The sequence below is a fragment of the Alistipes megaguti genome (assembly GCF_944320325.1).
GTDB classification, from domain to species: domain Bacteria; phylum Bacteroidota; class Bacteroidia; order Bacteroidales; family Rikenellaceae; genus Alistipes; species Alistipes megaguti.
The window spans coordinates 1-13,815 of sequence record NZ_CALUHA010000046.1; the positions used below are offsets into that span (position 1 = coordinate 1).

General features: G+C 56.2%; 10 protein-coding genes. All 10 read left to right on the forward strand.

Going from position 1 to position 13,815, the window contains the following annotated elements; translation table 11 throughout:
* Positions 1-32: 32 nt before the first annotated feature.
* A complete protein-coding gene (locus PUQ42_RS09665) occupies positions 33-1,883 on the forward strand; it encodes a M16 family metallopeptidase (RefSeq protein WP_273373279.1) in 1,851 nt (616 codons plus the stop codon).
* The gene (locus tag PUQ42_RS09670) at positions 1,864-2,823 is read left to right on the forward strand and encodes a ChaN family lipoprotein (protein WP_087404307.1); all 960 of its coding nucleotides are present in this window, start codon (positions 1,864-1,866) and stop codon (positions 2,821-2,823) included. Before PUQ42_RS09665 ends, PUQ42_RS09670 begins: the two co-directional genes overlap by 20 nt.
* 343 nt (positions 2,824-3,166) lie before the next feature.
* Positions 3,167-3,784, forward strand: a complete 618-nt coding sequence (locus tag PUQ42_RS09675) for a TetR/AcrR family transcriptional regulator (protein ID WP_273373281.1) — start codon at positions 3,167-3,169, stop codon at positions 3,782-3,784.
* Between the two features lie 58 nt (positions 3,785-3,842).
* On the forward strand, positions 3,843-4,664 hold the full coding sequence (locus tag PUQ42_RS09680) for a class I SAM-dependent methyltransferase (protein ID WP_087310437.1): 822 nt from the start codon (positions 3,843-3,845) through the stop codon (positions 4,662-4,664).
* 29 nt (positions 4,665-4,693) lie between these two features.
* Complete coding sequence (locus PUQ42_RS09685) at positions 4,694-6,457, forward strand: ABC transporter ATP-binding protein (RefSeq protein ID WP_273373283.1); 1,764 nt, start codon at positions 4,694-4,696, stop codon at positions 6,455-6,457.
* 3 nt (positions 6,458-6,460) lie between these two features.
* Positions 6,461-8,191, forward strand: a complete 1,731-nt coding sequence (locus PUQ42_RS09690; RefSeq protein WP_273373285.1) for an ABC transporter ATP-binding protein — start codon at positions 6,461-6,463, stop codon at positions 8,189-8,191.
* Between the two features lie 224 nt (positions 8,192-8,415).
* Positions 8,416-9,222, forward strand: coding sequence for a calycin-like domain-containing protein (locus PUQ42_RS09695; RefSeq protein WP_273373287.1), 807 nt, complete (start codon positions 8,416-8,418; stop codon positions 9,220-9,222).
* Between the two features lie 24 nt (positions 9,223-9,246).
* Positions 9,247-9,900: an HmuY family protein gene (locus PUQ42_RS09700; protein ID WP_273373289.1), complete on the forward strand. Its 654-nt coding sequence runs from the start codon at positions 9,247-9,249 to the stop codon at positions 9,898-9,900.
* Between the two features lie 2 nt (positions 9,901-9,902).
* Positions 9,903-12,050, forward strand: a complete 2,148-nt coding sequence (locus PUQ42_RS09705; protein ID WP_273373291.1) for a TonB-dependent receptor — start codon at positions 9,903-9,905, stop codon at positions 12,048-12,050.
* Between the two features lie 21 nt (positions 12,051-12,071).
* Positions 12,072-13,815, forward strand: a 1,744-nt coding sequence (locus PUQ42_RS09710) for a cobaltochelatase subunit CobN (RefSeq protein ID WP_273373293.1), incomplete at its 3' end; no start/stop codon positions are given.

Consider the following 13,815-nt stretch of genomic DNA (forward strand, 5'->3'; position numbering starts at 1 on the left):
CGTGGTATCTGAGCGACAAGAACCACTTCACGGTGACAACGGCCGGTTCTTCGCGCGAAGAGTTGCTCGACGCTCTTGCGCATCTCTCCTCGGCCCTGCACGATTTGGTAACGGTCGGCTGGGATGAGGCAGAGCTCGCCGATATCCGTACTCGCCGCTGCAACCGGATGGCGCACTTCGAGGTCGATGCCCCGCAAAGCTCCTCGGCCTGGTGCGACGACTTCGCGGATTATATCCTGGCCGGCGACCGCACGATCCGTGACACGCTCCTCTACCGTCGGATTATCGACTCCGTGGCGGCAACGCCCGGAACCCTGCTGCAGGAGATGCTCCGCCAGCGCCTGTCGGGTTACGACGCCGTAGCCCGAATCGCCTGCCACAGCCATCCGGGACTCGGGGCACCCCTGACATCCGAAGAGGTCGATGACGCCTGGCACAGGGGCGCCGCAACCCCTTGCGAGCGCTATGTCTATGAGCCTCGGGAAAGCAGAGAAACCGAGATTCCGGTCGAAATTCCGCGTTGTCTGTCCGTCCGTCCTCCGTTCGAGTCGTCCATGATCGTCTCGACCCGGGAATATCCCGGTCTCGGCGTTCGCGAGGCCTTTCTGCAGAACGGTATGCGAATCATCATGCGTCCGACACCCGGAGGCGGCAAGGTGCTGTTCACGCTGATCGCACCCTATGGCACATCCGCGATTCCCGACGATCAATACCCGTTGCTCGAAGGGACAGCCGGGTACCTGGAGATGGGCGGCATAGCCAAAGCCGACCAGCAAAAGCTCTCGGAATACCTCTATCGCAACGATATCGCATTGTCGATGACTCTGGAGAACCATTGGCACGGTTTCATCGGTACGACTCCGGCTCAAACGGCTCCTGTTTTCTTTAACTTGATTCGGGAAAAGATCTTCGATCCGGAACTCAGATACGACGAATTCGAGGAGCTCCGCCAGGAAATGCTTCAGGAGAAGGAGGAGGAGTCGCTGCTGAGCCGTATGCTGCAACGCGCCTCCGACCGTCAACTTTCGGCACGCATGGACGAACTCACCGGATCGGCCATTCCGCGTCACGCCACGAAACTCCCGAACAAGGAGATTGCTAATCGACTCAATCTCGACAGCATCGCGGCATTCTATCATCGACTCTACACCCCGACAGAAGGGAGTTGTGCGGTAATTACCGGAGAATTTGATCCCGATACGCTTTTGACCCAGTTTGCCGCAACATTTGCGCCGATCCCGGCTCAAGCCCACGGTCCCGAATTCGGATATCGCCAGCACCAACTTCCGGAACGACGGTCGGTCGAAGGGTTCGATAACGACAACGAAACCCAGACCCTGTTCGATTACATCTATCCGGGATATTACGAGCCATCACTGCGCAGCAGTTTGAAACTCAAACTCATGCGAGACATTCTGCGCAACCGGTTAATCTCCATTCTTCGAGAGCGGGAGTCGCTGGTCTATTCACCCTATATTGCTCTCTTCTACGAAGGCATTCCAACACGCAGTTTCTGTTTCGACATCAATGCTTCAGCCGACAACCGCAACATGCCGGCCATAGACACGCTGCTGCGCACGATCATCACCGATCTGCAGATCCGGGAGGTTCCGGCTCAAGAGCTGGAAAATCTCAAACGTTCCTTCCGAATAGCCAAACGAGAAGCGCTGACCGACGATGCCGCATCGAACTGGCGAAACGTTCTGGTGGGCATTATTCGGAATGGGGAGACGCTTTCCGATTTCGAGGAGTACGACCGGATCCTCGAAACCATTACCCCCGCAGAGTTGCGAGAATCCTTTTCGCAACTCCTCGATCCGGAATATTACGTATTGTTGTATTTGAGCAAAGAAAAACTGAAAGATGACACGTCCGATCGTTAGGCTGCTGTGCAGCCTGTTGCTGCTGGCGCCGCTCTGCACGGCCGCCGGCCCTGCGCCCCGTTCCGGAGCCGAAACGGAGGCCGCCCCCCGGAAGGAGAAATCCGGCGAAGCCCGGCATGCCAGAGGCGAACTGCGCGCCTATGCCCTCTACGACAGCGAGGGGCACGAAATCACCTTCGGCGAACTGATCGACCGGCTCACCCCGTATGATGCGGTCTTCGTCGGCGAGGTGCACAACTGCCCGATCACCCACTGGCTCGAGCTGAAGATCGCCCAGGCGCTCCACGAACGCCACGGCAATAGTTTGGTTATAGGCGCCGAAATGTTGGAAAGTGACATCCAGCTGATACTCGATGAATATATGCAACGACTCATCTCGCCAGACCGCTTCGGTGCAGAGGCCCGGTTGTGGGACAACTACGAAACGGATTATCATCCGATCGTCTTTTTTGCCAAGGAGCATGGCATTCCGTTCGTGGCTACGAACGTTCCGCGGCGCTACGCCAACAGTGTCCGCAACCACGGTCTCGGCATCCTCGATTCGCTCTCCGATGAGGCCAAACGCTACATAGCTCCGCTGCCCATACCCTTCGAATATGACGAAGCACAGAGCCAGGCCACCTTCGGCATGATGGCCATGCTCGGACACGGCAGCGACACACGCCGGCTGGCCGAGGCTCAGGCCGTGAAGGATGCCACAATGGCCTGGTTCATCGCCCGCAATTTGAAGGAGGGGTGCCAATTTCTTCACTTCAACGGCAACTTCCACTCCGACTTCCACAACGGTATCATCGCCTACCTGGAGCGTTATCGACCCGGCACGCAGGTGGTCACGATCGCCTCGGTGCGGCAGTCGGAGATCGACAAGCTCTCCGAGGGACAATACGGACGGGCGGATTTCTACATCTGCGTCCCCGAAGAGATGACCAATACCTACTGATCCGAAACAAAGAGCGGCTAACTGCGTTTTCAGCAATGAGGAAGTGGCATGCCCCGCATACAATTTTCCATCGTTCACTCTTCTGTTGAATAGATTTTCACCTCATTTGGATAGCTGAAATAGCATTACAAGCCGGGACGTACACCTGTTGAACTTTGATATGCAGCGCAAAGAACAACCCGCCATTGCGTAGAGCTACTATTTTTTCACGCCATCACTCATCATAGCGCTTGCCAATCGGCTGTACCTTGCTTCCATTAAGAGCAAAAATCCTAAAAAATGGGTATTTGACATCTCTTGGCAACCTGCTTTCTTTGTATTATCAAACATGGGTCATCCATATATGCGACCGCTTAAAGACAAAACATACAAGGCTATCCTTGACGCAGCCCGAGGCGAATTTCTCCTTCATGGTTACAAAAATGCATCCATGCGGACGATTGCTCGCAGGGCCGGAGTAGGAACCAGCAATTTATATAACTATTTCGAAGGGAAAGACCGTATTTTCCGGGCGATTGTCACTCCAGTCCGGAATCGTCTGTTTTCATTCATTGCCGAGCAACACAGCAAAGAACGGGTATCCTGTAGCCGAATTGCCCCTTTCGGCCATGACATGGAGGTCGTGGAAAAATATATTGATCTGGTTTGGACATGTCGGGAGGAAATTTGGCTGCTGCTTTATGGAGCAGACGGCTCTTCGGAATCCGGCTTCCGAGACGCCTTGACCGATCACATCACGCGCGTCAGCCACGAATACCAGAAACTGGAAATTACGTATTTTCACCGTACAAAATCCGTATCGCCGTTTTTTATCCATATCATGGCGGCCTGGACGGTCAGCGTATTGGGAGAGATTGTTACACACCGCCTGGACCGGCCAAGGATCCGGGAGTTTTTCCGGGAATTTTTCCAGTTTGAATATGCGGGTTGGATGGCCCTGACCGAACCGAGGAGAGCTTAACAGTTCTCCTCTTTTTTTGAACAAAACGGAACATTGTTCTCTAAAAAACAGAAGAGGTATGAAACCAACGTATGATTTTAAGAACGTGGTCGCCGAGACCCTGCTGATCCCGCTTTACATGCGGGCCAAGGAGAGCCGTCGCGGCGATGCAGCGATCCTGTGTGATCGTGAGGCTGAACGCCTCATGCAAAGTATCAGGTACGATTACAGCCGTTTCGACGGAGCGCCATTGAGCGAGGTGGGCTGCGTGGTGCGGGGATGGTATTTCGATCGGGCGGTCCGCCGGTTCATCGATCGGCATGACCACCCGGTTGTCGTCAATGTAGGATGCGGACTTGATACGCGGGCCCAACGGCTCGGGGAGAATCCGAAGGCGGTTTTCCGCGAACTTGACCTGCCGGAAGTTATTTGCCTGCGGCGGGAACTGATTCCCGAAACGGAGCATGATCGCTATATCTCCGCCTCGCTGACGGACACGGACTGGATGGATACATTGAAAACGGCCTTCCCCGACGGGGAGTTCATCTTTGTCGCCGAAGGGGTGTTGATGTATTTCTACGAGTACCAGGTCAAGGAGTTCGTGCACCGCATTGCCGACCGTTTCCCGGGAAGCGAGTTGTGGTTCGATGTCTGCGGAACGATCATGTTCCGACGCGGGATCAAGCCCGATTCGCTACGTGGGCACAAGGCCGAAATCCGTTCGGGAATCAGCGACGGGCATCTGCCCGAGCGCTGGGATGCGCGGCTGGCACTCATCGAACAGGCCAACTACATGAAGTTCTTCCGGTCACGCTGGGGCTTCCTGTTCGGGCAGATTCTGGGACGCCTGCCCCGGCTTTGTTTCGGATTCAGCTCCATGCTGGGATACAGAATCAAATAGGATTGTCTGAAAGATAAATACGGATATCCATGAAAATTCTGAGAAAACTGCAGCACTATATGGGGCCTCGCCGAGGGCTACTGCCTCTTGCCATGATACTCTCTGGATTGAGCGCATTGACAGGAATAATTCCATATGCACTGATTTGGTTGATTGTTAGAGACCTGTTAATCAGCGGCGGCATGCCGACTGATATGGAGCGAATCTCCGCCTTCGCATGGTGGGCTGTCGGGACATCCGTTGTCGGCATAGTCCTTTATTTTGCAGCATTGATGTCTTCACATTTGGCAGCCTTCCGGGTGGAATCGAACCTGCGCAAAGAGGCCATGCGCCGTATCGTCGGCATGCCGCTTGGATTCTTTGACTCGACTACCAGCGGCCGCATCCGCAAGATCATTGACGACAATGCGAGCATCACGCATAGTTTCCTGGCTCATCAGATGCCCGACCTGGCAGCAACCGTATTGGTGCCGGTCGCGGCTCTCGGATTGATTTTCTTTTTTGATTGGCGACTCGGAGCGGCCAGTCTGGTCCCGATGCTCTTCGCAGGCGGATTGATGGCGGTCATGATAGGCGGCAAATCGCAAGATTTCATGCGGGAATACATGAATGCATTGGAAGAAATGAACACCGAAGCCGTAGAATATGTACGAGGCATCCCCGTGGTGAAGGTATTCCAACAGACCCTCTTTTCATTCAAGAATTTTCACCGGAGCATCCTGTGCTACAAGGAGATGGTCACCCGATATACGCAGGCCTGGGAGCATCCCATGTCAGCGTATACGGTCCTTATCAACAGTTTCGTCTACATATTGGCCCCGGTGGCGATTCTGCTTATCGGCCGGACCGGGGAGTATATGGATATTTTACTCGATTTCTTCCTTTTTGTCCTCGTGACTCCACTCTTCTCGCAATGCATCATGAGAAGCATGTATCTGAGCCAAGCGGTAGGCCAGGCCTCCGAAGCCATTGCCCGCCTCGACGAACTGACGGCTGTCGCCGGATTGCCGGTTCCCGAAGCGGTCCAATCACCACAGTATTTCGATATTGACTTTGACAGGGTCACTTTTACCTATCCGGGGGCCCGACAAAGAGCCGTCGATGGCGTCAGTTTCAGAATCCGGGAAGGAGAGACCGTCGCTTTGGTCGGAGCCTCGGGAAGCGGGAAGACGACGCTCGCCCGGCTCGTACCACGATTCTGGGATGTGGATGCGGGTCGCATCTCGATTGGCGGGGTGGATGTCCGGGAGATTCCCCCAGCAGAGCTGATGCAGCGAATTTCCTTCGTCTTTCAGCGCCCACGGATGTTCAAGGCCACCCTGCTCGAGAATATCCGCTACGGACATCCGGATGCCTCGATCGACGAGGTGATGCAGGCCGCTGACGCGGCGTGCTGCCGGGAGATTATCGAACGGCTGCCGAATGGGTTGAGGACCGAGATTGGCGTGAACGGCACCTTTCTCTCCGGAGGTGAACAACAACGGATAGCTCTCGCCCGGGCCCTGCTTAAAGATGCCCCCATTGTGCTTTTGGACGAGGCAACGGCCTTCTCCGATCCCGAGAACGAACACCTGATCCAGTCGGCCTTGCGTAATCTGATGCATGGAAAAACGGTACTGATGATTGCCCATCGTTTGTCAAGTATTACGGATGCAGACCGTATTCTTGTGATGGATCGGGGGCGTCTGGTCGAACAGGGGACACATGAGAAACTGCTGTCCGAAAACGGAATTTACCGGCGGATGTGGGATGAATACCAGCAATCCACCGAATGGACCCTTACAAAGAATTGACATATGTTCGGAATCATTCAACACCGCTTCGCCCTTTCGAAACAGGGCGCCAAAGATCTGTGCAGGGGAATTTGCTGGACGACAGGAATGGATCTCGCCCTGATGCTGCCGGCGGTCTACCTGTTTGTCTTCCTCAGAGATTATCTGCGACCTGTTCTCACCCCGGGGAGTTCGCCGCTGCTGGGGCTATGGTATTATGTCGCACTGGGCTTTTCGTTTCTGGCGGTCATGTATCTTGTGGCCCTGCGGCAGTATCGAAGCACCTATACAAGTGTCTATGCAGAGAGCGCCATCCGGCGAATCTCGCTGGCCGAGAAACTGCGTAAACTGCCACTGGCCTTTTTCGGCGAGAAAGATCTTTCTGATCTGACAGCCACAATCATGGACGACTGTACCGATCTTGAACACACTTTTTCCCATGCAGTGCCGCAGCTTATCGCCTCGTTGATTTGCCTGGTGCTTATTGCCGCCGGCATGTCTGTTTATGACTGGCGATTGTCCCTGGCGCTTTTCTGGGTAGTCCCCGTAGCACTGGCTATCGTCCTGCTGGCGAAACGGGTTCTACACCGGAACAATCGCAAAGCCTACTTCACCCGGCGGGATGTCAGCGAACGGATTCAAGAGGGACTGGATGCAATCTGTGAAATCAAGGCCTGCAATCGTGAAGCGGAATTTTTGCGGGAACTCAACGAACGGATCGATACGCATGAGCGGGTTCAGACCCGCGGTGAGTTGTTGATCGGAGTTTTGGTAAATGGGGCACAGAGCCTTCTGAAGCTCGGCTCTGCGAGTGTCATCCTGGTTGGGGCCGGACTGCTTGGGGCTCAAGAGACGGATTTGCTTACCTACCTTCTCTTTCTGGTCGTAGGATTCCGAGTCTATGCTCCGGTCAATGAGGTGTTAAACAATCTGGCAGCGCTCTTTTACCTCGATGTGCGCATCGACCGCATGAACGAGATGGAAGCGATGCCCATACAGCAGGGACGGACAGACTTTCACCCGAAGAATTTTGATATCGAATTCGACGACGTGGACTTTTCCTACGAATCGGGGAAACCGATCTTGAAGCAAGTGTCGTTCACGGCCCGCCAGGGAGAGATCACGGCATTGGTCGGACCTTCGGGCGGAGGCAAGAGCACCGCAGCCAAACTCGCCGCCCGTTTCTGGGATATTCAGCACGGCACAATCCGCCTGGGAGGAGAGAACATAAGCGGGATCGACCCTGAAACCCTGCTGAAGAACTACTCGGTCGTTTTTCAGGATGTCGTGTTGTTCAATGCTTCGATTCGAGACAATATCCGCATCGGCAGACAGAACGCTTCGGAAGAAGAAATCCTGCGGGCTGCACGTCTGGCCTGCTGCGACGAATTCGTCCGACGGATGCCGCAAGGTTACGATACGGTGATCGGTGAAAATGGAGAAACGCTCTCCGGCGGAGAACGACAACGCATATCAATCGCCCGGGCTTTACTCAAAGATGCTCCAATTGTGCTGTTGGATGAGGCTACGGCCTCGCTCGATGCAGAGAATGAAACAAAAATTCAAGCGGGAATATCTGAGTTAATTCGCAACAAGACCGTACTGGTTATTGCTCACCGCATGCGGACCGTAATCCATGCCGACCGGATTGTGGTTATGGACAACGGTCATATTGCGGAATCCGGGTCTCCCGATGATTTACTGCAGCAAAATGGGATCTTTGCCCGGATGGTCAACACACAACAAGGTAAATAATCTTAATGTGATAATCTTGTCAACATGATCTTGTAATTGACTGTTTGAAAAAGCTCTACACCAAAACATATGGTTCAGATTGCGCATTAACAATACCTAATACGCATCAGGAACAGGCTATAATAAATCATAAAAAGTAGGTATTGCCCGACCACAACAACTCCAGTAATTTTGCCCGGAAAACAAAAGTATCAAACGACATGAAAATCAAATCTGTACTTATGATGTTATCCGCCGCAGTCTTTATGATGGCGTGTGACAAGGATGAAAACGGTTCGAAAACGGTCGACTTTGCAGGCAGCTACAACGGCTATACGCTGGCCAGCTGCAATTATTTCCAGAACATGATCTCGGCGGATGAGACCGTCGTCCTCACGAAAAATACGGACGGCACCGCCTCCGTATCGTTCACCTCCGCCACGTGGGGCGAATTCACCATCACCGATGCACAGGCGAGTGTAAGCGGAGACATCTGCTCCCTTTCGGGCAGCGGGCAGACGCAGATGGGCATGGGTGGAAGCACCTCGGCCTACGACTGCACTTTCACGGCCGAGATCAAGTCACAGACCGATGCCCGGATGGAGTTTTCGATACCGGCCGTCATGGGCGGCATGACCCTTACGTTCCAGACGGGCGACGCCCCGGCCGACCTGCTGCTGGCCGGAACCTACGAAGGATATACGGATGCCGACTGTGCGATGTTCCAGAATCGCTATACCGACGACGAGAACGTGAAGCTGACGGCCAACGGCGACGGCAGCGTGAAGGTTGTCTTCGAATCCGCCTTGTGGGGAACCTTTACTGTTGAGTCGGCCACTGCGACCAAAGAGGGCGAAGAGTACGTCTTTACGGGCAGCGGCAGCGTAGCCATGGGAATGGGCGGCGGTCCGGCAACGGACTATAACTTTACGGTGAGCGGCTCGACCAATGCGGCGAAGGACGACTACTCCATCGTGTTCAAGGTGCCGGCCGTCATGGGAGGGCTGACCGTCACGCTTTTGCCGGGAACGGCTCCCGCCACGGAAGAGTAACTCGACGAAAAAGCGAGATTGGCCATGAACTGCAAACAGGCTGGGCTGTTCTTGTCGGGAGCGACACTGCTGCTGTTGCTCCCGGCCTGCAACGGCATCTTCGAGGGTATCTATGATATGCCCACATCCGAGACCGGGAACGAATATGGGTTTATCCTCATCGATGAAGAGGCCCGTACGGGACGGATCCATATCAACGCCACGGATTACACCGAATGGCATTATGTCAATCTGCAAGGCAAACAGGTGACAACGACACAGGTGGGTGACGCGGCTCCCGAAACGTGGGATTTTGCCGTACACCGATACGACACGAAGACCAACGGCGGCACCGTCTGGGAAAGCCAGGCAGGGTCTTTCGATGCGCTTCCCGCTCCCGGGACTGTCGCCGAAGACCAATGGGCCGCTGACGAGTGGACCACCGACCGCATTACGATCGACATGTCACAGATGATGGACGGCATCATTCTCTACGCCGAGGACTACTGGAACCCGTGCCTTTCGCGCTGGCTCGATGTCGACACTTCGACCATGCCGCCGATCTACACCCTTTCGGGGAAGATCTATCTGCTTCGTCTGAAGGACGGTACCTGTGCGGCCCTGCGTCTCGCAAACTTCATGAACGATGCTGCCGTAAAGGGTTACATGACCATTGACTACCTCTATCCCGTTGAATAAGGATGAAACAGCTGGTGCTATCTCTTTTCGGATTGCTGTTTACGCTGCATACGCAGGCTCAATACAAAATATCCGGCACCGTTTCGGATGTTGCGGGCCGACCGCTCGTCGGAGCGGCCGTTACCGTAAAGGAATTGCCGTCGCTCGGTGCCGTGGCCGACACGGAGGGTCGTTATGAAATTGCGCTTCCGGGCAAAGAGACGTATACGCTTTGCGCCTCGTTTGTCGGGTACGAATCGGCCAGCGAAAAGATCGCTGCCGGCCAGACCGGACCCTTGAATTTCCGGCTTGCGGAGCGCTCCACGATGATGGATCAGGTGGTGGTGACGGCCACACGCACCCCGAAACTGTTGAAGGATGTTCCGATTGTCACCCGTGTCATCTCCGAAGCCGACATCAAACAGGTCGATGCCACCCATATTGGGGATCTGCTGCAAAGCGAGTTGCCGGGCATCGAATTCTCCTATTCGATGAACCAGCAGGTATCGCTCAACATGTCGGGATTCGGCGGCAATTCGGTACTGTTTCTTGTCGACGGTGAGCGGCTGGCGGGCGAAACGCTCGACAATGTCGACTACAGTCGTCTGAACATGGATAACGTCGGGCGCATTGAGATCGTCAAGGGGGCCGCTTCGTCGCTCTACGGGTCGAATGCCATCGGAGGTGTGGTGAACATCATCAGCCGGGAGTCGCGCGAACCGTGGTCCGTCAACCTGAACGGCCGTTACGGCGCCCACAACGAGCAGCGTTACGGCGGCTCGGTCGGGTTCAATCAGGGCCGGTTCAACTCGATGACCAACGTGCAGTATACCTCGATCGATGCCATCGATTTGTCGAAAGGAACCAACAACGCCGAGGTCGGCGATTACAGCACCATCTACGGCAATTCGTCGCTCAATGTCAAGGAACGGCTCGTATTCACGGCCTCCGACGAATTGAAACTGACCGCACGGGCTGGGTACTTCTTTCGCGAGCGCGACGCATCGGAGAGTATCAGGGACCGCTACCGAAGCTTCTCGGGTGGATTGAAGGGCAACTGGGCCATTACGCCGTCCGATGATCTGGAACTCTCCTATGCCTTCGACCAGTACGACAAGAGCGACTATCTGGTCCCCACGTCGCGCGACGTGCGCGACTACAGCAACGTGCAGCACACCCTGCGCACGCTCTACAACCATACCTTCTCCGGGAAACACATCCTTACCGTCGGCGGCGACTACATGCGTGACTACCTGATGTCCTACCAGTTTACGGACAACGGCAGCCATACGCAGCATACGGCCGATGCCTTCGCACAGTTCGACTGGAACCCGCACCGGCGGTTCAACCTCATTGCGGGCCTGCGTTTCGACCATTTTTCGGCGGCAAATCTTTCGCACCTTTCTCCGAAACTCGGCGTGATGTATAAGGTTGCAAACTGCTCGCTTCGGGCATCATACGCAGGCGGATTCCGCGCCCCGACCCTCAAGGAGATGTACATGGACTTTTACATGGGCAACATCTTCATGATCTACGGAAATCCGGAATTGAAAGCCGAGACAAGCCACAACTTTTCGCTCTCGGCCGAATACATGGCGGGGCAGCACAATTTCACCGTAACGGGATTCTACAATCTGGTGGACAACCGCATCACCACGGTCTGGAACCAGGAACTTGACGGACAGGTCTACACGAACATGTCGCCTCTGCAGGTAACCGGAGCCGAGGCCAATGCGTCGGGACGATATGCGTGCGGCATCTCGTGGCGCGTGTCGTATGCCTACACGCACGAGATGATCGAGCGGGGACAGCCCCTCCTCTCCTCGACCCGACCCCATGCGGCCACGGCGCGCCTGGCCTATGACAAACAGTGGAAGAACTACGGTCTGAACGTGTCGCTGTCGGGACGCTGGCTGTCTGCCGTCACATGCGACGTCTATACCGAGGTGACCTCCTACGAGGAGACCGTGCGGCAGACCTATCCGGGCTATACGATCTGGAAACTGAGCCTTACGCAACGTCTGTGGCGTGGGATGGACTTCACGCTGGCCGTCGACAACCTCTTCAACTACCGGCCCGACTACTATTACAGCAATTCGCCCACGACCATCGGTACGACCTGTTCGGTGGGCCTTTCGCTGAATCTCGAACAATTTTTCAAGAGTAAATAAAAAATGAAACAGAAGATACCAATGATCTGGGCAGGCGTGCTTCTGCTTGCCGTCGTATTGGGCGTTGTGGCGTGGAACAGCTGGTTCTCGGCCACACGCATCGCTTTTGTAAATTACCAGGCTACGACGCTCGGCCAGATCGCCCGGGCCAATGGCCATGCGCGGATCCGTCTTGCCTCGGTCGAACCGTCGGAGTTCGGCCAATTGGGGCGTTATGACGTGGTACTGATGAACGGCATGGGCCTCCGCATCACGGCCGAAGAGCGGGCCGCGCTACAGCATGCCGCCGACCGGGGGCTTACCGTTATCACGACCATGGCGACCAATCCTGCCAACGAGATCGTCTCGGCGGACTCCGCGACGCTGGCGGCCGTCAAGGGCTACCTCAGCGGCGGCGGCCGGAAGAATTACCGCAACCTGCTCGTCACCCTTCGCCGTACGGTCGACGGCAAGAGGTTTGATACGGATGAGCCCGAACCGCCCATGGTGCGCGACCTGAAACAGTTCTACCATGCCGACCCTTCGGATCCCGAGGCGGAGGAGCTGGATTTTGACAGCGTGGAGACTTACGAAACCTTCCTGTCGCGGCACGGTCTGCTGAAACCGGATGCCCCGCGGGTGATTGTGACGGGACAGATGGGCGAGCCGACCGAACTGATTGCCCGGCTGGAGGAGACCGGCAACACGGTCTATCCTCTTCGTAATCTGCCGGCGGCGATCCGGAACGGGCAGGCCGACTCGATCCGTCCGTCGGCCGTCATCAACATGGCCCACGGACGCCTGGGCGATGCTGTCGTGGAGTACCTGACGCGCCGGAACATTCCGCTCTTCTCACCGCTCAACGTCAACCGGCCGGTCGACGAATGGGAGGCCGACAAGATGGGCATGAACGGCGGTTTCCTGTCGCAGAGTGTCGTGATGCCCGAGATCGACGGAGCGATCCGCTCCCAGGTGTTGTTCGGACACCGCCTCGACGGCGAGGGAATCCAGCAGGTTCATGCCATCCCCGAGCGGCTGGAACGCTTCGTCGAGACGGTGAACCTCCATATTGCCCTGCAGCGCAAACCCAACAGTGAGAAGCGCATAGCGATCTACTACTACAAGGGCCCGGGGCAAAATACCCTGACGGCCTCGGGTATGGAGGTCACGCCGTCGCTCTACAACCTGCTCGTACGGCTCCGCGGCGAGGGTTACCGCGTGGAGCATCTCCCCGCGACGCCGGAAGGGCTGGCGGCTCTCATCCAGCAGCAGGGAGCCGTCTTCAACGACTATGCCCACGGTGCCAAGGCCGAATTTCTGAAAAACGGCAAACCGGCGCTCATCACCTCCGAGGAGTATGCCGCGTGGACCTCCGATGCCGTGCCGGCGGAACAGATGGAGGAGGTCCGGGCTCTCGACGGCGAATTCCCGGGCGGCTATCTGTCCGATGACGCCGGACGGCTGGCGCTGCCGCGCATCGAACTGGGCAATATCGTGCTGCTGCCGCAGCTGGCGGCCGGGGCGGGCGACGACGACTTCGCCATCGTCCACGGCACCGACGCCGCGCCGCCCCACGCCTACATTGCCTCGTACCTTTGGGCCCGCTACGCTTTCCGCGCTGATGCCATCATCCACTTCGGTACGCACGGCAGTCTGGAGTTCACGCCCCGCAAACAGGTGGCCCTGAGCGGCAGCGACTGGCCCGACGCGCTGGTTGGAGCCACACCGCACCTCTACATCTACTCGATCGGCAACGTCGGCGAGGGCATCATTGCCAAACGCCGCG

What these genes read in the sequence shown, in the direction of transcription:
- PUQ42_RS09670 (WP_087404307.1), top strand. Translation starts at nt 1,864, where the DNA reads ATGACACGTCCGATCGTTAGGCTGCTGTGCAGCCTGTTGCTGCTGGCG.
- PUQ42_RS09675 (WP_273373281.1), top strand. Translation starts at nt 3,167, where the DNA reads ATGCGACCGCTTAAAGACAAAACATACAAGGCTATCCTTGACGCAGCC.
- PUQ42_RS09680 (WP_087310437.1), top strand. Translation starts at nt 3,843, where the DNA reads ATGAAACCAACGTATGATTTTAAGAACGTGGTCGCCGAGACCCTGCTG.
- PUQ42_RS09685 (WP_273373283.1), top strand. Translation starts at nt 4,694, where the DNA reads ATGAAAATTCTGAGAAAACTGCAGCACTATATGGGGCCTCGCCGAGGG.
- PUQ42_RS09690 (WP_273373285.1), top strand. Translation starts at nt 6,461, where the DNA reads ATGTTCGGAATCATTCAACACCGCTTCGCCCTTTCGAAACAGGGCGCC.
- PUQ42_RS09695 (WP_273373287.1), top strand. Translation starts at nt 8,416, where the DNA reads ATGTTATCCGCCGCAGTCTTTATGATGGCGTGTGACAAGGATGAAAAC.
- PUQ42_RS09700 (WP_273373289.1), top strand. Translation starts at nt 9,247, where the DNA reads ATGAACTGCAAACAGGCTGGGCTGTTCTTGTCGGGAGCGACACTGCTG.
- PUQ42_RS09705 (WP_273373291.1), top strand. Translation starts at nt 9,903, where the DNA reads ATGAAACAGCTGGTGCTATCTCTTTTCGGATTGCTGTTTACGCTGCAT.